The following is a 17,123-nucleotide window of genomic DNA, read 5'->3' as shown; positions in this document are numbered from 1 at the left end:
GGATAACCTGTGCACGGTTTGTTGGCGAATCGCCTTTTTTGATTCATAAATTACTGATTTACCTACATATTTCTTTAGCTCATAAAATCTCGAAAAACGTGCATAAGTTTTTTCAGCATTAAAAAACCGGTCCTTGTGACCGGTTTTTTATGCACAGCAGAAAAGTACGTTTTCAGCAGTCATCCAGCAGCGGCAATTGCACGCTGAACGTGGTGCCTTTGCCCACCACGCTTTCGCAGCCGATACGCCCGCCGTGGCGTTCGACAACCGCCTTGACCATGGTCAACCCCAGACCCAATCCCTCGCTGCCCTGGGCAGAATCGAAGCGCCGGTACTGGCTGAACAGCTCAGGCAAATCCGCCGCCGCGATCCCCGGGCCCTGGTCGCTGATGCGACATTCCAACCAGCCCTGGCTGCTGCTGTGCCGCAACCTGACCGTGGTACCGGACGGTGAATACTTGATCGCGTTTTCCAGCACATTGAACAAGGCACGCGTCAGCAGCGACTGATCCGCAGAGACCATGCCCTCATCGGCTTCGTCCAAGTCATGGACCAAGTGGATACCCTTGAGCTGAGCGACCACCGCCACCTGGTCGAACGCATCCATCACCAGCATGGCAAACAGGGTTGGCTGGAACTGGTAGCCGTCCGCCTCGGCCTTTGCCAGTTGCACGAAGGATTCGGTCAGGTTCAAGGCGCGTCGTACTTGCTGTTCAATCTGGGCAAATACCGGCGACTCGCCATTGTGTACATCCAGGATGGCAAGGATTGCCGAGTGCGGCGCGCGCAGGTCATGGGAGAGAAAGCGCAGCATGGTTTCGCGGTGTTGCTGGGCGTCGCGCTCCTTGCTCAGGTCGGTGAGGCTCAGTAGCCAACCCAGGGCGACGTCGCCTTCAGCCGGGAGCAAGGGCGCAAGCTCCATACGCAGGCTGCGTTGGTGGATGTCGCGGAACTCGATCAGCTCCAGCGCCGAGAGAGCAGGGCGCACGCCATTGTGCAGGGGTGGGTATCCCAGGTCCGCCAACTGCTCCAGCAGGTTTTGGCCGACCAGCTGATTGCCGAATACCTCCCGAGAAATTCGGTTGGCCAACAGGATGTTGCCTTTGGGATCGGTGATCAGCGTCGCCACCGGCAAGCACTCGAGACCATCGGCCATAAAGCGCCGAGTATCCCGGGTGCGACTCACGGCCTGCTCCAGGGCAAAGATCCGCCCCTGCAACACATCGCCCTTGCTGGCCGGTGCGCGCCGCCGTTCGGGGAGCACTTTAGGTTCGTTATCCAGGCGCGCCAGCTCCCAGCCGAAATAGGCGAGCACCACGCTCAAACGGCGCCAGTTCCAGATCAGGTAACTAAGCAGCAGTCCGATCAGGCACGCGGCGGGCGACCACCAGTGGCCCAACCGCAATAGGGCCCATGCACCCAGCAGCGCAGCGGCCATACAGCCCAGCGTCATCCACAGCGCGTACCGCGGGCGGTACAGCAGCAAGCCAAGCAGCAACGCTACCAGAGAGGTAGCCATCACTGCCGCAAGCCAAGCGGGAAGATCCACAATACTGCGCCCTTGCAGCAAGCCATTGAGCACATTGGCCTGGATCTCTAACCCGGCAGTGGTGCCAACAGTGGAGGAGAGTGGTGTTACAAAACGATCGCCCATTCCCGAAGCAGTGGCTCCGACCAGTATCAGGCGGTTGCGCAGCTGTTCGGGTGGCACCTCACCGCTTAATACGCTGGCGTAGGACACACTGGGAAATTGAGTATGCGCGGCAATGAAAGGGATGCGTATGGCGTGCTCTCGATGCCAATGTTGACTGATCGGCTCCTGAGGCTCGCCAGGCATGGCGTCTGCTGCGCCACTCATTGTGTACGCCAGCCACGCGAGCTGGGGGGCCGTTGCATCAACGGGACCTTCACGCAGATACAAGCTCCGCACCACACCGTCGCTGTCTGCTTCAACGTTGATATGGCCAACGCCCTTGGCACATTTGAGCAACGGTTGCATCTGCTCATCGGGTTGGCTGTATCCGGCGCTTCCGTCACGCAGCAATGGCAACAATACATTTCCCGCGTTACACACGGCATCGGCCAGGCGTTTGTCATTGGCAGGGATGCCGGGCTCACTGAAGATCACGTCAAACAGGATACCCGCTGGTTGCGCGGCACTCAGTCGATCAATCAGGTCCGCATGCAAACTGCGGGGCCAGGGCCAGCGGCCGAGCTTCTTCAAGCTGGAGTCATCAATGGTTACCAGCAAGATGCGCGGATCTACGGGCAACGGCGTAAGCCGACGCAGGCTGTCATACAAAGGATTATTGAGCGCAATGCCCGGGCTCAGGGACAGGTAGGCCGTGATCGGCAACAGCAATAAACCGATCCACAACCACTCGCGTACCAGGCCGTGGAACAAGCGTTGGGCATGGGTAGGTTGGCGTTTCTCGGCCTTGCCCCATAGCTTCATTGGTCAGCCGCCGGAAGCCTTGGCCAGGGTCGCAGGCGGGTAGTAGAAGATGTCATAGATCCCGGTTTCTCCTTCCAGGCCGTGCTCGTCGTAGGCCGACACACGCACGTGATAGAACGACGCTTTGAGGCCAGTGAAGCTCATTTTCGGCTCACTGGAAAAGTTTTCCTGCTGGATGTTCAAAAAGGTTTTATCGGTCGCTACTTGAGCACGATAGCGCTGAGCGCCGGGCAGGGGCCGCAGGTACAAGCGCCAGACAGGGGCATCGCCTTTCTGCCCGTCCTGGCCGATAAGCGTGGGCGCGGGCAGCAGTTCCACCGGTTTGACGGCGCCTTGGCGCTTGAACAGCAAGCCCTGCCGCGGCCCTACCTTAACCTCACCTTGCACCGCCATTTCACGGTTGACCGCCACCTGCCCGTCGAGCACTTCAAGCACAGACTGTTCACCGTCGTTGCGCACCCGAAAGTGCGTCCCTCGTACACCCAGCACACCGATCGGTGTGACTATCTGGAAACGGTCGTAATCGCTGGGTCGCTTGATCACATACGTTTCGGCCTGGCCTTGTTCCAGAATGATTTGGGGAATCGATTGTTTCTGGACCAAATGCAACCGCACCTGGGACCCGGAAGGCAGTACCACCCGCGAACCATCACCGAGCAACAGACTGGCAAAACCCGACGCTGAGGTTTTCACTCCTTCCTGTTCATCAATACGCATGCCTTCCTGCAGCGGGCTCGCGTTGCCTTTGGCATCAAGCTTCCAGGCTTCCCCGCTGAGATGCTGGACAACCGCCGGCAGCGGTTGCGCACGGCACATCAGGTAATCGTCGATATAAGGCAGGTGCAGTTTCGCAGAAGCGCTTGCAGTGAAGGCCGCCAGGGTCAGAAGGGCAGGCAGGGGTAGACGGCAGCGCATGTGTCGGCTGATCCTTTTACTTAAGGCCGGGAGCCGGTATCGTTCCCACATAGGTATCGCGGACATTAGTGGGGTAACAGCCCTTTGATATCAGCGTACCGAGAGAGCCAAGGGGCCGTCGAATCCGACCACAATTATTCAGATTCGACAGCCGGCATCTGCGCAGTATGTGCCCTTTTTACAGGGCCGTCGGCTGCTGTATTTTTAGTAGAAAGGACCCACCCATGCGTGTCGCAATACTGGATGACGAACCCGCTGAATTGCGACGGGTGGAACAGACACTGCGACAAATCCCCAGCACGGCGGAACAACCCTGGTCCTTGCATTGCTTCGAGCGGGGCGAAGACCTGCTGCGCCAACTGCGTCGAGAAACCTTCGACCTGCTGATACTCGACTGGCAACTGCCGGATATCACCGGCATCGCGTTGCTGCGCTGGACCCGCGAACACATGGAATCTCCGCCTGCTGTAATCATGCTCACGAGTCGAGATGCAGAGAGCGATATCGTCACAGCATTAAACAGCGGAGCGGATGATTATGTCAGCAAGCCCTTTCGTCCCAACGAGCTTAAGGCGCGGGTCACAGCAGTGTTGCGGCGCCATGGCCTACAGAAATCTGCCACCCATGAAGTGCAAAGCTTCAACGACTTGACCTTCGATGATGCCGAGCTGACGGTGACCCGTGCCGGCAAACCGATCAATTTAACGGAGCGCGAATACCGGCTTGCCAGTTGCCTGTTTGCCAACCTGGCGCGGCCGTTATCGCGCGAGTATCTCTATGAGCGATTCTGGACCCACGAAGAAATGGTGTCATCGCGGCCTCTGGATACGCATATTTATCGTCTGCGCAACAAGCTTGGACTGACTGCGGACCGTGGTTGGCAACTGTTGACCATCTACGGATATGGCTATCGGTTGGAAAGCGTTGCTGGGGCTACCCAACGTTAGAAACCGTAGATGTTCCACGTGGAGCATTTGCAAATCGCTTGTACATCACTCAATGAAAATCAAATGAAGGCCTGCGGCGGTAATCTGGGACAGGCGAAGAATTCAAACCACCCAGGCGCTTGATGGCGCGATACCTGCTGACTAGGCTCTGATTGCCGCATTGAAGCGGCACTCAACTGACTATTCTGGAGTAACACCCATGAAAGCTATCAACCTCGAATCGAAAAAAATCGCCAACCTGCACTGCCTGATCGCGGCTAAAGCCCGTTAAGTGAAGTGAATGATGAGGCTGGGAGGGCGACCTTCCAGCTTCATCACTGGCCATGCTCGGGGTTACAAAAACAATGCATATCAACCCACACTTTTTCATCCTTGCCCGCCCGCCGTTTACCGTGATCTGGAACTACAAAGACCACACTCAGTTTGAACTGGATACGTTGTATTCCTCGCGTTTGATAAGCCTTATTGAAGACCCTTCATTGTTCGACAGCGCGAGCGAGATTGACGCAGCCTTCCTGGCAGCCGGTCTGTTCTCGATTGATAAGCCGGTGCAACCGGAATGGGGATGGGACGAGCTGTCGAAGATCTTCCATATCGGCACCAAGAACCTGCCGTTTGAACACGTCCCCAGCGATATTCACGAATGGTCCGCGCAATACCTGGAGCATTGCGAAGAAGTCCTCGACACTCAGCCTCCCGTAGCGCGTTTTACCGCGCACGCTAATACCGACCCGATCTACTTGCCGGCGCCGATGCTGGACAAACCCTCGAATGACCTCACAACAGTCCTGCTGCAAAGGAAAACCTCGCGCTCGTTCTCCTCGCAAGCTGTCACACGGGACGATCTGAGCCGCCTGCTTTACCTGACCCTGGGCTACCTCAAAGAACGCGAAGCCGATACCGGCGACACTGTCCCCGAAGCGTTCAGGTCGCGACGCAGCAGCCCGTCCGGTGGTGGTCTGAATGCCTGCGAAGGTTATGTCTATGCGGTACGGATCGAAGGCCTGGAACCGGGTATTTATTATTACCATCCAGAGCTGCATGCATTGCGGTGGGTCCACTCGCTGCCCACCGCGCCGCTAGGGCAACTGCTGGCTGGACAGCACTTTATCAATGACCTGCCAATGGGGTTGTTCCTGACTGCGCGTTTTGACAAGTTGTGGTGGAAATATGAGCACTCCCGCGCTTACCGCATGGCATTTGTCGAGGCAGGGCATATTTCGCAAACGTTCCAATTGACGGCAACCGAGCTGGGACTGTCCACATGGTTGACCGGTGCATTGAGTGACGAACAGGTCGAAAAATTGCTGGGGCTGGAAGATGCCACAGAACAACCGCTGTTCTTTGTCGGGGCCGGCTACGGCGACGGAGAAGTGCAGTGCAAGGAGCTCAAGGCGTTGATGGAAAATCGGGAGCGAGACCAGTGATGTCCACCGTTGGAACTGAGTCTGGCGGGAGTCGTCGGTACACGCTGGGGGATTGGAATAATCGATCGTCGGTGCGCAATAAAAAGACCCAATATGCCCTGCCGCCAGCCGCTGAAGTTCAGCTCCAATTACGCACTAAAGGCTGGTTCCCACCGTCGTTCATCCATTATTTTGCTCACCCGACTATCGAGCAGGCATCCGAGCAAACTCGCCATCGGTTGGCGGCGAATCACTTGGTTTATTTCCTCAACTACACGACGATACTCGAACACAAGATTGTCAACCGCGCGGTCGAAACCCTTATTCACGACGAATTGCGTATCGAACTGCCGCATGCAATGAAAATTGCGGCATTGCAGTTGTACACCGACGAGGGTTATCACGCGCTGTTCTCCTACGAGCTGGCGGAGCAAGTGGCGAGGTTTTATCAGATGCCACCGTGGGATGTGCCGCCAAAACGCATCCGCTTACTGCTCGACTTGCTGGACACCGCCGGTGATGAAAGTCGTCCGTTGCTGTGGTTTTTGGTCGGCTTTGTCTCCGAAACGATCATCGCCAAGGAGTTGCTGGACCTTACGGGCGATACCCTGGTGTCCACTGTTTATCAAATGTTCAGAGAACATCTGGAAGACGAGGCCCGGCACAGCCGGTATTTTTCCGAAGTATTTCAGTACCTGTGGCCACGCCTGTCGTCCACCCAGCAACTCGCTTCGGCCAGCCATTTGATCGATATTATCCTGGTGTTCTCGGAAGTGGACGAGCAATGGTTGGCTGCCAGCCTTGCCGGCGCTGGTATTTCTGCAGCCGAGGCAGAGCACGTCATCCAGCACGTCGTCGCACCCCAAGCACGCGCCAGGCGCGCTCGCGCCGGCGCCACGGCGACACTCCAGGCGATGAAACGCGCCGGTTTTTTTGAGCAGCAAGCACACAGGGAATTGTTCAGCGTGGCGGGACTCATTGATGCTTGAGACAACAGATCGCGCTACCCGAGCAACCAAAGTTGCCGCCGTCATACTGCTCATGACCATGGTCATGTTGGGCGTATTCCCGATCGACGTGCTACTGCCGTCGTTCCCCGCACTGTCAACGCAGTTCAACACCACACCAACGGACATTGCATTGTCTGTCAGCGTGTTCGCTATCGGCATCTCCCTCTCACAATTGCTGATTGGCCCCTTGTCTGACGCACTCGGTCGCAAGAATCTGCTGTTGGGCGGTATGGCCGTTTCGATTCTGGGCGCCTTGGGCTGCGTCTGGGCTTCGGACTACGCCGCGTTTCTTATATTTCGTGTCGTCCAAGCGGTGGGTTGTGGCTGTTTTGTATTGTCCCAAGCATTGGTTCAGGACCTGTTTGTAGGTAAGGAGCGTGACCGTTTGCGCATCCTGATGGTGACTGCGAGCGGGATCTTCATCTCCATCTCACCGCTGATAGGCACGGTGTTGCAACAATTGCTGGACTGGCAGGGAAGCTTTTACGTGTTCGCCGCGATTGCCGTCGTGGTGTTCGTGAAGGCATGGTTGTCGCTGCGTAACACGCCACCCGTCTCGAGTGCGGGGTCTAGTCTCAATATCTTCAAAACTTACCGGCAGCTGTGCCGTAACTTCAATTTCATTGCGTACTGGCTGATATGCGCCATCGTATTTGCCTGCCATTTCTCGTTTATCGTGGTCTCGCCACTCGTATTCATTGAACAGCTGCAAATGAGCAACTACGAGTTCTCGCTGATGCTGTTGCTCTACGGTGCGGCCTACGTCCTGGGCGGCACGCTCGCCGGAGTGCTGAACAAACGCATGGAATCGGCAACGCAAATAAGCACGGGCTTGTGCCTGATTCTCCTTTCCGGTCTGACGATGCTGCTCCTGGCAACATTCTATGGCCTGACGCCCATCACAGTATTGGTACCGATGATGATTTGCACGGCAGGCACAACTATTACTCGGCCCGCGGCAACATCCAGAGCGATGGAGTTGTTCCCGGATAACGCTGGTGCGTCAGCGTCAGCGGGTAACACGATAATATTCATAGGCGGTGGGTTGATCAGTGCCCTGATCAATCTCAGCGCATATGACCTTCAAATGACGCTGGCCATCAGCTTCATAGTCCTGAGTGGTTTTGCATTGCTGATCAACGATCGCATCAATCGGATAGCCAGAGTACAAAGCCTGGCTTGATGCACAGACGAGCCATTAAGGACAAAAAAAGCCCGCTATTCGCGGGCTTTCTTAGTATGGCTGAACCGTTTACTTGCGAAACGTCGCCACTGCTCTATGAGCCAACACCTGATGTAGGTTCACAAAATAGATGATTCTTGATGCCCAGTAAACGCAGGTGAAAAATCATCTTATCTGTGAGCCCCGAGCGTGGTTTTTACAGAAAAGATGAGAAAAGCCTACTGGATTCACAGAATAAATGCGCTCTCCGAACAGACGTAGTTTTTCTAGTATGGTTTTCATCCACGGTGGTTTTTTTGCCCTTGAGTAAGGCTCAGGCTGGCGATGCTATCCATGCAGTATTTGGCCGTTGGGCACCATTGACGTGGACCCAGCCCAAGTGCTGGCGAGCCGGTAAAACGCATATGATCCAGCGCGTCTCGCCATTCGCACTTCGGGATATGTCGCAGAGGCCACCTAGCGGAAGCTCAAGGTTGCTTGAACGTATGAGCGAAGGTTGATATGCACTGGAGCCCGAGTTGTACATGTGACGCAGCGTCCTCACGAACGCCTGCAGAGGAAGCCTCATTTCAGTCCCACCCTGGGTCTCGACATACAGAGCGTCGGCTCGATAACGTAAAACCAATCAGCAGCCATCCATGCTAGCCCGCCTATAAGCGCGAAGACATTGCCCAAGAAAAATTTCTAAGTCAATCGGTCAGCTGCATGGGCGTAAATATCACCTTCAGGAATGTCTGAGGCCGCGTCTGCGAGCATTTTCATTCCTTTGCGGGTTACAGATAGGTTCGCATAACTAAGGGGGGGCCAATAAAAACGAATGTACGCCCCTGCTATCGCTAGACGAAATCGCAAAGCAACATCCCACCCCTTTAACCAACCGGCATCGGCTAAGACCTCCCGAAGTATTTCTTTCGCAGGATCAGCTAACTGAGATGCCAACAATTGGTCGTGAACAAGATTATAAAGTTTTTCAACCAGAGCATTCCCCCCATTCCCTCCGGCGATCAGCGCGATCTTGATTAAAAAGCAATGCAATATATCCGATCGCTTTGATGATAGATCGTCAACAGCACGATTGAACGCCAAGCTCAATAGCTCTACAGCGTTAACCGTGTCACGAGAGACTTGCCAATCAAGCAGTTCACCAACGGCATAAAGCTGGCTGGTTTGAGAGACACAACTCATCACCTCAGGATGCAGTAATAAAGCAGCGTGACTTCTTAGAGCATGCCACCAAGTATCCGTAGCTTGTCCCACATCTCTGCTAATTGACCGTAAGACCTGGCTTGCCGTGATAATAGGCCAATGATCGAATACTAACTTCGCTAGGAGAGGATCGTTCCGCACCAGCAACCTTGGCACCAAAGTCTCAAGCCCTTGCAACCGATCACCGACAAGTGAAAGAAGATCAGCCAAGATAGAACTATTAAGGTCGATAACCCAGTCGCCAAGCAGTATGTCCGGACTCGCCTGAACCAGTCGTATTCGAGTTGGGAGAGAGCCATTAGTCGCCAGCCAAGTCAACGAGTCAGTGGATCCACCGATCAAGCACTCAACGATCGCATCTGCCAAAGGACCAGTTGCTTTCACGGCAGTCTCCAGCAGAGATGCCATCTCCTCACGGCGATCAGGCCACAAACTCTGGAGTCTGGAAATACCAAGCGGTTCAGGTGCAGGGAACGAACTGCATGCGCTGGAATTTGATAGGAGACACTCCAGCAGACGAGGCTGCGCAAAGGGGGCCAGGGCGCCGTCCACTAAATCTTGCTTGAGTTTTTTTGCGTCTTCCGGAGAAGCGAATGCACCCGTAACAATATCTACTAATTGAGTTGCAGCGTCCGGCCCCCCTCCCATCTCTATCATCTTAATCTGCGTCAAGGGTAGGAACGACCCGCGCTGTCGCTTAACGTCACTCCCATAGCGCCACAGGAATGATCGTAGCGCTCCAAGAGCCCCCTCCTTGATATCAGCGGCGGCGGTGATTAACCAAGGCTCGCTCTCCGATTTGGTAGAGGGTTGTTCGCTCAGGATATGAGCCAACTCCGCAGTGACATCAAACTTTATAGAGCCAATAAAGCGCCCCCCTCTTGAAACTGCGGTCTGAAAGCGAAGATTGCGCCTTAACCTCGGCCACTGTTGTGACCAAACAGCAAAAAGTGGCAGGTCTATTTGTCCTGGCCTCTCAACTTCTATTGGCTCTGCGACACTGCTGTAGAGCGAGAGCAAAAGTTGGTTGATTACCTTGTCATCGAGAAATTTTGGAGCATTTACCACCTCCTGACCTCCAACATTTAAAGCCTGTCGATAATGCTCTTTGTCGACTAAGCCATTTGGTCGGCGCGCGAAGGCTTGTAATGCTGACAAGTCTTCAAAAGACTCGAAAAAGGTAAGAGGGATTAGGAGTGCATGGGTCCAGACGCAGCCAGGTCTCGGCATTTCGGGGGCCGGCCAAGTTCGCATTAAGACGTAACGGCCGATGGCCGGCACTGGCAAACCTGTCCAGTAGCCTTCTGATTGACTGAAAATGGTCCCTGGAGCAAGGTCGCTTAGCTCCGTGAGGAGTGAGGTTTCAGTACCCAACGGGACAGATGACGCAAGCAACCTGTGCCCGTCATCATACCCAAACAGACATTGATCAAATTTCATTCTTCCGCCGACATCAGCCACACAAGAGGAGCCGTCAAGTCATGCTCTCCGTCATCATGCCCCACAATTTGAATTCGCCGACTCGGAATCATATCCGCAGCAACATCGACCGCTGCATCATCATCCAAATTAATACCTTGAGCCGAAACACCGTACACACGGGAGGTAAAAGATTTACCGTTCGCGCGAAAAAACTGATGCACAAGCGGCATGTTTAGCGCTAGCCATTGATCCGGGGTATGGCCTTGATCCCGAGCGAGATCCCAAGCCGATATCAATAACGCAAGCTTGCGAGAACGGTAAGTGAATGGTGCTCTTATGAGATCACTCAGCAGTTGCACGATCCTAACTTGTGCAGGGAGAAACTTTGGCTCCCATTCAGGCATTGCGACTGAAGTGGTGACATCCCCTAGTTCTGGCAAATCAGAGCTTCTAAATTCAGGGGGCAGCCTCGAATTATAATCAACGATAGAGAGCCCATCCTCTTTGACATTGGCGTTAATGAAAAAAAGGATTCCGTCTTCTGCGTCTGCTTGCTTGATGAACTCGGGTCGGCACCGTCTCTCTTCAACTTGAAGATCAAAAATTTCTCCTGCGAGGTCAGGGAAAAGCGCAGTGCCACGAGCATTGGTCTCGCGGTCATGGAGATAAATTGTTACTTCCGTGTCACCCGTTTGGGAAGTTCGAGGAATTTTTTGGAAGTTGCGCCAGGCATCCGCGATGCTATTCAAATAGGTAAAATCGCCTCGGTAGCTATCCATAACAAGGCGGCAATCAGTCTCCGCTGACTCAACCAGGTGCCATAGTGCTGCCAAGAACGTGGTTTTACCAGATGCTGGCAGCCCCATTATTACGAAATTGGCATTCATTCATTACGTCCCCTTGTCAAAAATAGATCGAACTCGCTCACCAATTTAGGGAGCACTGGTTCTTCAAGGTATGCGCTGGACGGAGGAGCAATCCAGCTCCGCAGAAGCTCATCCATCCCGCTTCCTGCGGCCACATTTCCGGAAGGATCGCGCGCAGCTATGCGAAATGTCGTCAACTCGAACCGATTATTCAACAATGCGCCTAGGTTGGCTTCAAATTCCGTTAATGCTTCTAGCGTAGCTGCCGCACCCTCTCCAGTAAAAAGGTCGACCTTCGTGGTAACAAGCTGAATTGTGGCTTGAGGATGTAGGCCACCTGAGTCGAGCAGTGCTCGGGCAATATTGCGAACCGAGGCAAATACTCCGGCACGCATGCGAGGTTTTGCCACACGGTCACCATCAAGGATCAACGCAACTACTCCAGCTTTGCGAAGCTCCACCAATGCCGTGGCGCGCTCTGGTCTATCGCGCACTTCTCTATAAACCTCTCCTGCACGCTCCGAAATCAGAAGATCTGTACGCTCTAAGTTGCTTTCATCAGAAACAGCAATATGGAAGAAGCCAAGCCCATCTTGAGCCGATGTACGCGGAGTATCTGGATGCGCCGCTCCAAATTCAGCACGGGATTGAAAGCTTTTCCTTTCGAACCCTTGCAGGCTCCAGCTCTGCGTGAAAAGCATCTGTGCGAAAGGGCCGCGCAGGAATTGCTCATATAGCTGGGCCACCAAAGTCGTCTTGCCACCATTGCGTTCGCCAACCACAGTAACGACTCGTGCTTTCCGCCATCGAAGGAGCTTATCGGCATCTTCCAGTGACAGCATCGCGGACGCTGGAAGAAGCTCCCAACGCGGGTCTAAACTCGGAGCCTGCTGAGCCTCGGACTGCTCAAAGACGTCTACGTCTACATCCGAATCATCATGCGCATCCGTCACAGCAGCTGACCCAACAGTTGTTCATAATAAAGCTGAGTAGCGAGCGCCGATGGCTCGATTTTGATGGAGGAGTGCAAACCAGTTTCAGTTAAAAAACGCGCATACCATGCCCCTGGGCCTGCATTTTTGGCCAGGCGGATGGCTGTAGAAATAGGGGCGAGTCGAGGCGGCGGTTCTACTGAAGACTCCTCGAGCCGCTCAAGGTCATCAGTGCTAAATCCGTCAATCACTGTGGCCAGCTCAATCGACTGTACTCCCTTCGCTTTCTTCGCGGCAGCGATGACCCGTTCAAGGATCGCAGGTGCGGCGATAGGCCCAAGATGAGATGCGGTGGTCAGAACGCCTAGATCTATGGCTCCGGCCAGTGCCGCCTGAGGAGCATTAAGGGCATTGAAATTGCGATGCAGAGATTTGCTGTAGCCGCTGAACAGCCACCATAGGATCTGGCTTTCTTCTCTAAGCAATTCTACTTCCCGGTTCAGCGCCTTCAACCCTTCACTGGTTTTAACCGCCACATTCGTGTCCGAAGACTGCGCCTCTGACCTTATCTTCGGCAGAGCTGCGAGAACGCCCTCCCAGTCGCCCTCTGCCAGTTCTGCAATTTCGCCTTTCAACTGAGGGTTATGGGTCCCATTTATTTTGACCTCAACCACCCCAGGTTCACGGTTTGTGACTGCAAGACATCCTAGAGCTTCCTTAGTCGCATGTAGAAGCCAGTCAGCTTCAGCAGGCGACCGTAGCCCTGAGACGTGACCAGCGACAATAGCCAAAATCACTTCCGGCATCTCCTGATCCACCAGCCGTTCTAAAATGAGAGCAGCTAGCACCGTCATTTCACGTTCGTTATTGACCAAACTGAAGCTTGCGTCCTCTTTAGCAAATTCGTCCCTGAACCAATGCATGTTGACGTCCGGGCTGCCGTAGTAAGCCGCTGCTAGATCAAGAATCTGAGCGATTGTAACGTTCTCGATAATCCGATCGGCCGACGTCTGTCGGGACGTGATTATCGTTGCGCTGGGTGAAAGGGCGGACTGCGCATATCGATCTGCAAAGGTATAAGTAGACATTACTGCTCCATTCATTCTTGTTCAGCGGCCACGATAGCTTGTGCGAAATCTTCCAATTGTCCGCGTTCGTGCGCCCGTAAAAGTACTCGGCGAAAACGCTCATGATCGGGTTGCCCGATGTCTTCATCTTCCAGCAGTCCAAGCCGGCCGCAAATCTCTGACTTTTTGCTGAATGAGAGCCGATAAAAACGAAGCCCTAGTGCTCGGACATTGTTCATGTTTTCACCCCGCTCACTTACCAACATCGCCGCGTCGTTACCAAAAATAGACGCCTCGATTGGTGAAACCGGTTCCGAGGTTGCCAAGGTGGAACGCCATGGTTCCAAGTTGATGAAATGCTCAAAAACTGAGGCGTTCCGGTCCATTTTCGCTTGAAACCCGCCTGGAGCCGTTTGCCAAATCCTGACATGAGCCCTGATATGCAGCCTACGCATTTCAGGTTCTCCTACAACGGAGATTTCCAGGAAATTGTATCCAGGCTCCCAGCCAGCTTCCCTACGATCAGGATGAGCTGCACTGGCGGTGAGTCGTACATGGTCACGATTCAGTTCTACCCGGTTAGTATGGATATGACCAAAAACTTGTACAGGGGCGACATCATTCAGGTGGTCAGCAAGTTCGGCACCTTGCTGCAACCACGAAAGATGATGGTGCGCCACTACCATGTTCACGACGCCTGGTTCACGGGTAATTTGAAAGCTCGCCCGATCAACGAAGAGCGTTCCTTCATCGTCGCGGCTGCTAGACAGAACTGCTGTGTTAAGCCCCCACAAGCGCAGCGTTGAACCATCGTTGAGTGGCAAATCACGGGTAGCCCTTGTTCTCTCAGGCGGCAATAGATCGCAAAAAAACTGTAGTGCGAACTGATTGAAATTGTCCAAGCTTTGATACAGCAATCGGTTTGAAGAGTTGTTACTTAGGTACCTAGACAGCTCCGTGGTTGGGTCCGGGGCTCGCTTAATTTGGTTATGAATCAGTTGAACAAGATCCTGGTCCGCCAACTCACGCACAGCGTCGTGGTTACCGGGCACAACAAAAATCGACTGCATGGAGCAGCCGCATGCTTCACACAGATTCCGGAGCCATTCGGTAGCAAACTCGAACTCCGCGGGATCACCAGCAAATGCGATGTCACCAGAGATGACAATTGCGTCAGGGGGACCCAATCGCTGGCTTTGGCTAACCACATCGCGAACCAACTCAGATCGCAGATGAAAATTAGGATCTTGGGTGGTGCTGATCTCGGATTTGCGGAAATGGATGTCCGAGAAATGAAGGATTCGCAAGTGCCACTCCCTTGAATTTTTCTGTCCTGAATGGTCTATAACACCGGGAAGACACCGGGTGATATCCAATTGATATGACTCTAATAATGCGCCGCCCCACTGCTTGATAGCAATGAGATCCGAAGCCTTTTAAGGTCAAACTCAAACGGGGGGGAAATTCAGCCCCCTTCAGTAACCCACTGGCTTCCAGCATTCTGCCAGCGCCATGCGACGCGCCAAGGCGCCATTACCGCAAATGGCAATGAATGTTACAGAAATCTGTGTTTCGTGGGTTTTCGTACAGAACCTGGATGACAGCAGAGCTCCTTGTCATCGATGCCGAGTTTCTTTCTGAGGAGTGTTGCGTTCGCCGCAATCACTTCTAAGCTGAACAAAGGCATACAAGACGAAAAGGTACGGTGTACGACACGCTATCGCGACACGGCATCTCGCCGAATAATAGTTAGCAGGCGGAAGCTAGGATAAGTTGCCAGATTAGGAAATCTTCGCAACTAGGAGATAACGCAATATCAGCGGGTCAGTCGATACACCGCATCGCTTGTAAATAAGCGGTGTTATAGGCATCGCCAAACGGGGCTGGAATAATGTCATGCACCACTACAAGTGTCTTACTCAGTATGTCCGCAGCTTCGGCGAAGTCAGCTTTTTTGCTGCTGCGGTGATCTTACTGCGTCAGGGCGGCGGAACACGGGGCTCAAATCCTTCACTCCGCCAGCTGAGACCTCCAAGGGCCGCTCTTAAACTTTCGTTAAGTGCAAAATAGAAAGGAGAACTTTATGAACTATGACAACTTAAAACATCCAAAACTAAGCCCGGAGGAGTTTGAAGAAAAGCTCGTAGAGTACCACTCATCTAAACCTGTCATACTTGATGAGGCAGAGTTAAGAAAAGATTTAAAAGAAACTTCAGTGCATCGTTATACACAAGGAAATCAATTGCTCAATGACTTGATAAGCTCAGTCGAAGACGCTCTTAAAGCCTTACCTGAAGGAAAAGAGAAGATTAAGCTGGAGGCAACTATCAAAAATGTAGATAAAGCTATTGTTGCTTTTGGTTATGGGCATCTGGGCTATAATATGTGCGGCAATGATGCAAATAAAGGATTACCCGGTCATGCTCGCCCAATTTTATGGAACCCTAATACAAATCGAAAAATTAAAAAGTAGGGTTTAATCCATGAGATGTAGACGTGCAAAATCCTTAGTTTTGCATTGGACCGATAAAGGTTTAATGGCTACGAATTTCATCGCTCAAAACTCTGTAACCTTAACCCCTTCCGGCTTTAATATATTGTCTAAAGCGGACGATTGGATCACAGTAGCCAAACTGAGTGAAATGCTTTCTGAATATGAGTGCGACTCTGCAATTGAGGGTTTAAAAGAACTTCTAGATTCGGGCCTTCTTGTAGTTGAAGGCGATGAATTAGAGAAGTTAGACACGAAATACAACTCGTCTTGGGAGTGGAGTGTTTATGCTGGACTTCACTGTTTTACGTCGAAGGATGTTCAATATCGAACCACAGAGGAATGTATCGATTTTTTAATAGAACGTCGCCAAGAATCTCCTTCACCTGAATTATTTTTAGAGTCAAATCAATACGAATTTTGCCTCCCCGAACCAGAGATGGATTCAAAGCTATTAGACATAATGTATAGGCGTCGATCTATAAGAAAGTGGAAAAAGCAATCTATTAATAAACAACAGCTTAGCAATATTCTTTACTCTGGATTTGGTGTTACAGCTTTCGTAGAACATAAACACTTAGGTATCCTACCTTTGACAACAACGCCATCAGGAGGAGCGAGGAATCCTTATGAAGCTTACGTAATTGCAAACGATGTTGATGGACTGTCTCAAGGTATTTATCACTATTCAGGGCTGTATCGCTCATTGCAGTTCGTTACCAAATTGAATGTCTTGCCCTCTGATATGCTTGGAAAGCAGCAGTGGGCTGACGATGCTCCAGTAATAATACTATGTGTGGCCACTTGGAAAAGGACGATGTGGAAATATCCTCATGCGGGGGCATATAGAGTGGTTTTGATTGAGGCTGGTCATATTGCACAAAACATTTTGCTTGCAGCTACCGATGAGAATCTTGCTGGCGTACCCACTTGTGCTCTAGGGGATAAGTTTATTGAGGACGCATTAGGATTAGACAGAATTGAACAGGCTGCCATTCATGCGATAGCTCTCGGCCACCCCAAAGAAGAACACTTCCCGTGGACAAAAATCGCTGTCAGGAGCACTTAGCAGGGCGCGTTTTGACTTGCTTTTACAGGTCTTTTATTGCTGCGTTATGGATCATATGCCTATCAGGAAGGGCAGCAGTCGGTCACAGGCTATGTGAAAATATTTTAGAGAGAACTTAACAGCTGACCATCGCATATAAGGAATGAACCGAACC

General features: G+C 52.7%; 13 protein-coding genes. 6 read left to right on the top strand and 7 right to left on the bottom strand.

Going from position 1 to position 17,123, the window contains the following annotated elements; all coding sequences use genetic code 11:
* Positions 1-172: 172 nt before the first annotated feature.
* Together PspR76_RS00205 and PspR76_RS00200 are read right to left on the bottom strand one after the other, a co-directional pair.
* On the bottom strand, positions 173-2,455 hold the full coding sequence (locus tag PspR76_RS00205; RefSeq protein ID WP_159953449.1) for a CHASE2 domain-containing protein: 2,283 nt from the start codon (positions 2,453-2,455) through the stop codon (positions 173-175).
* Between the two features lie 3 nt (positions 2,456-2,458).
* The gene (locus tag PspR76_RS00200; protein WP_174245580.1) at positions 2,459-3,370 is read right to left on the bottom strand and encodes a FecR family protein; all 912 of its coding nucleotides are present in this window, start codon (positions 3,368-3,370) and stop codon (positions 2,459-2,461) included.
* Positions 3,371-3,594: 224 nt separating this feature from the next.
* On the opposite strand from PspR76_RS00200, the gene PspR76_RS00195 reads away from it, so the two are divergent.
* From PspR76_RS00195 to PspR76_RS00180, 4 genes are all read left to right on the top strand, one after another.
* On the top strand, positions 3,595-4,317 hold the full coding sequence (locus PspR76_RS00195; RefSeq protein ID WP_159953448.1) for a response regulator transcription factor: 723 nt from the start codon (positions 3,595-3,597) through the stop codon (positions 4,315-4,317).
* A 344-nt stretch (positions 4,318-4,661) separates the two neighbouring features.
* Positions 4,662-5,744 (top strand): SagB family peptide dehydrogenase, encoded by a 1,083-nt coding sequence (locus PspR76_RS00190; protein ID WP_159961277.1) that lies wholly within the window; start codon positions 4,662-4,664, stop codon positions 5,742-5,744.
* Entirely contained in the window at positions 5,744-6,712 is a 969-nt protein-coding gene (locus PspR76_RS00185) for a diiron oxygenase (protein WP_159953447.1), read from the top strand. Before PspR76_RS00190 ends, PspR76_RS00185 begins: the two co-directional genes overlap by 1 nt.
* On the top strand, positions 6,705-7,916 hold the full coding sequence (locus tag PspR76_RS00180) for a multidrug effflux MFS transporter (protein ID WP_159953446.1): 1,212 nt from the start codon (positions 6,705-6,707) through the stop codon (positions 7,914-7,916). The genes PspR76_RS00185 and PspR76_RS00180 overlap by 8 nt, the downstream gene beginning before the upstream one ends.
* Before the next feature lie 684 nt (positions 7,917-8,600).
* Here PspR76_RS00180 and PspR76_RS00175 read toward each other — a convergent pair.
* The 5 genes from PspR76_RS00175 to PspR76_RS00155 form a co-directional block, all read right to left on the bottom strand.
* Positions 8,601-10,562, bottom strand: coding sequence for a GAP1-N1 domain-containing protein (locus PspR76_RS00175; RefSeq protein WP_159953445.1), 1,962 nt, complete (start codon positions 10,560-10,562; stop codon positions 8,601-8,603).
* Positions 10,559-11,431 carry a TRAFAC clade GTPase domain-containing protein gene (locus PspR76_RS00170; protein WP_159953444.1) on the bottom strand — a complete coding sequence of 291 codons (873 nt, stop codon included), beginning with the start codon at positions 11,429-11,431 and terminating at the stop codon, positions 10,559-10,561. The genes PspR76_RS00175 and PspR76_RS00170 overlap by 4 nt, the downstream gene beginning before the upstream one ends.
* A complete protein-coding gene (locus PspR76_RS00165) occupies positions 11,428-12,192 on the bottom strand; it encodes a TRAFAC clade GTPase domain-containing protein (protein WP_237235710.1) in 765 nt (254 codons plus the stop codon). Before PspR76_RS00165 ends, PspR76_RS00170 begins: the two co-directional genes overlap by 4 nt.
* Before the next feature lie 167 nt (positions 12,193-12,359).
* Complete coding sequence (locus tag PspR76_RS00160; protein WP_159953442.1) at positions 12,360-13,430, bottom strand: GTPase-associated system all-helical protein GASH; 1,071 nt, start codon at positions 13,428-13,430, stop codon at positions 12,360-12,362.
* An 11-nt stretch (positions 13,431-13,441) separates the two neighbouring features.
* On the bottom strand, positions 13,442-14,716 hold the full coding sequence (locus PspR76_RS00155; protein WP_159953441.1) for a metallophosphoesterase: 1,275 nt from the start codon (positions 14,714-14,716) through the stop codon (positions 13,442-13,444).
* 776 nt (positions 14,717-15,492) lie between these two features.
* Between PspR76_RS00155 and PspR76_RS00150 the strand changes: the two genes are divergently transcribed.
* Together PspR76_RS00150 and PspR76_RS00145 are read left to right on the top strand one after the other, a co-directional pair.
* Positions 15,493-15,882 (top strand): hypothetical protein, encoded by a 390-nt coding sequence (locus PspR76_RS00150; protein WP_159953440.1) that lies wholly within the window; start codon positions 15,493-15,495, stop codon positions 15,880-15,882.
* A 64-nt stretch (positions 15,883-15,946) separates the two neighbouring features.
* A complete protein-coding gene (locus tag PspR76_RS00145; protein WP_159953439.1) occupies positions 15,947-16,969 on the top strand; it encodes a SagB family peptide dehydrogenase in 1,023 nt (340 codons plus the stop codon).
* The last annotated feature ends 154 nt before the right edge of the window (positions 16,970-17,123 follow it).

Origin of the sequence: Pseudomonas sp. R76 (assembly GCF_009834565.1) — a bacterium.
Lineage (GTDB): Bacteria > Pseudomonadota > Gammaproteobacteria > Pseudomonadales > Pseudomonadaceae > Aquipseudomonas.
Note: the sequence above shows the minus strand (reverse complement) of the source record. Positions and strands in the feature narration are given on the sequence as shown.

Coding starts and splice junctions, on each gene's coding strand:
- PspR76_RS00170 (WP_159953444.1), bottom strand. CDS start 11,431: ATGAATGCCAATTTCGTAATAATGGGGCTGCCAGCATCTGGTAAAACC.
- PspR76_RS00180 (WP_159953446.1), top strand. CDS start 6,705: ATGCTTGAGACAACAGATCGCGCTACCCGAGCAACCAAAGTTGCCGCC.
- PspR76_RS00145 (WP_159953439.1), top strand. CDS start 15,947: ATGGCTACGAATTTCATCGCTCAAAACTCTGTAACCTTAACCCCTTCC.
- PspR76_RS00200 (WP_174245580.1), bottom strand. CDS start 3,370: ATGCGCTGCCGTCTACCCCTGCCTGCCCTTCTGACCCTGGCGGCCTTC.
- PspR76_RS00160 (WP_159953442.1), bottom strand. CDS start 13,430: ATGTCTACTTATACCTTTGCAGATCGATATGCGCAGTCCGCCCTTTCA.
- PspR76_RS00175 (WP_159953445.1), bottom strand. CDS start 10,562: ATGAAATTTGATCAATGTCTGTTTGGGTATGATGACGGGCACAGGTTG.
- PspR76_RS00205 (WP_159953449.1), bottom strand. CDS start 2,455: ATGAAGCTATGGGGCAAGGCCGAGAAACGCCAACCTACCCATGCCCAA.
- PspR76_RS00195 (WP_159953448.1), top strand. CDS start 3,595: ATGCGTGTCGCAATACTGGATGACGAACCCGCTGAATTGCGACGGGTG.
- PspR76_RS00150 (WP_159953440.1), top strand. CDS start 15,493: ATGAACTATGACAACTTAAAACATCCAAAACTAAGCCCGGAGGAGTTT.
- PspR76_RS00185 (WP_159953447.1), top strand. CDS start 5,744: ATGTCCACCGTTGGAACTGAGTCTGGCGGGAGTCGTCGGTACACGCTG.
- PspR76_RS00190 (WP_159961277.1), top strand. CDS start 4,662: ATGCATATCAACCCACACTTTTTCATCCTTGCCCGCCCGCCGTTTACC.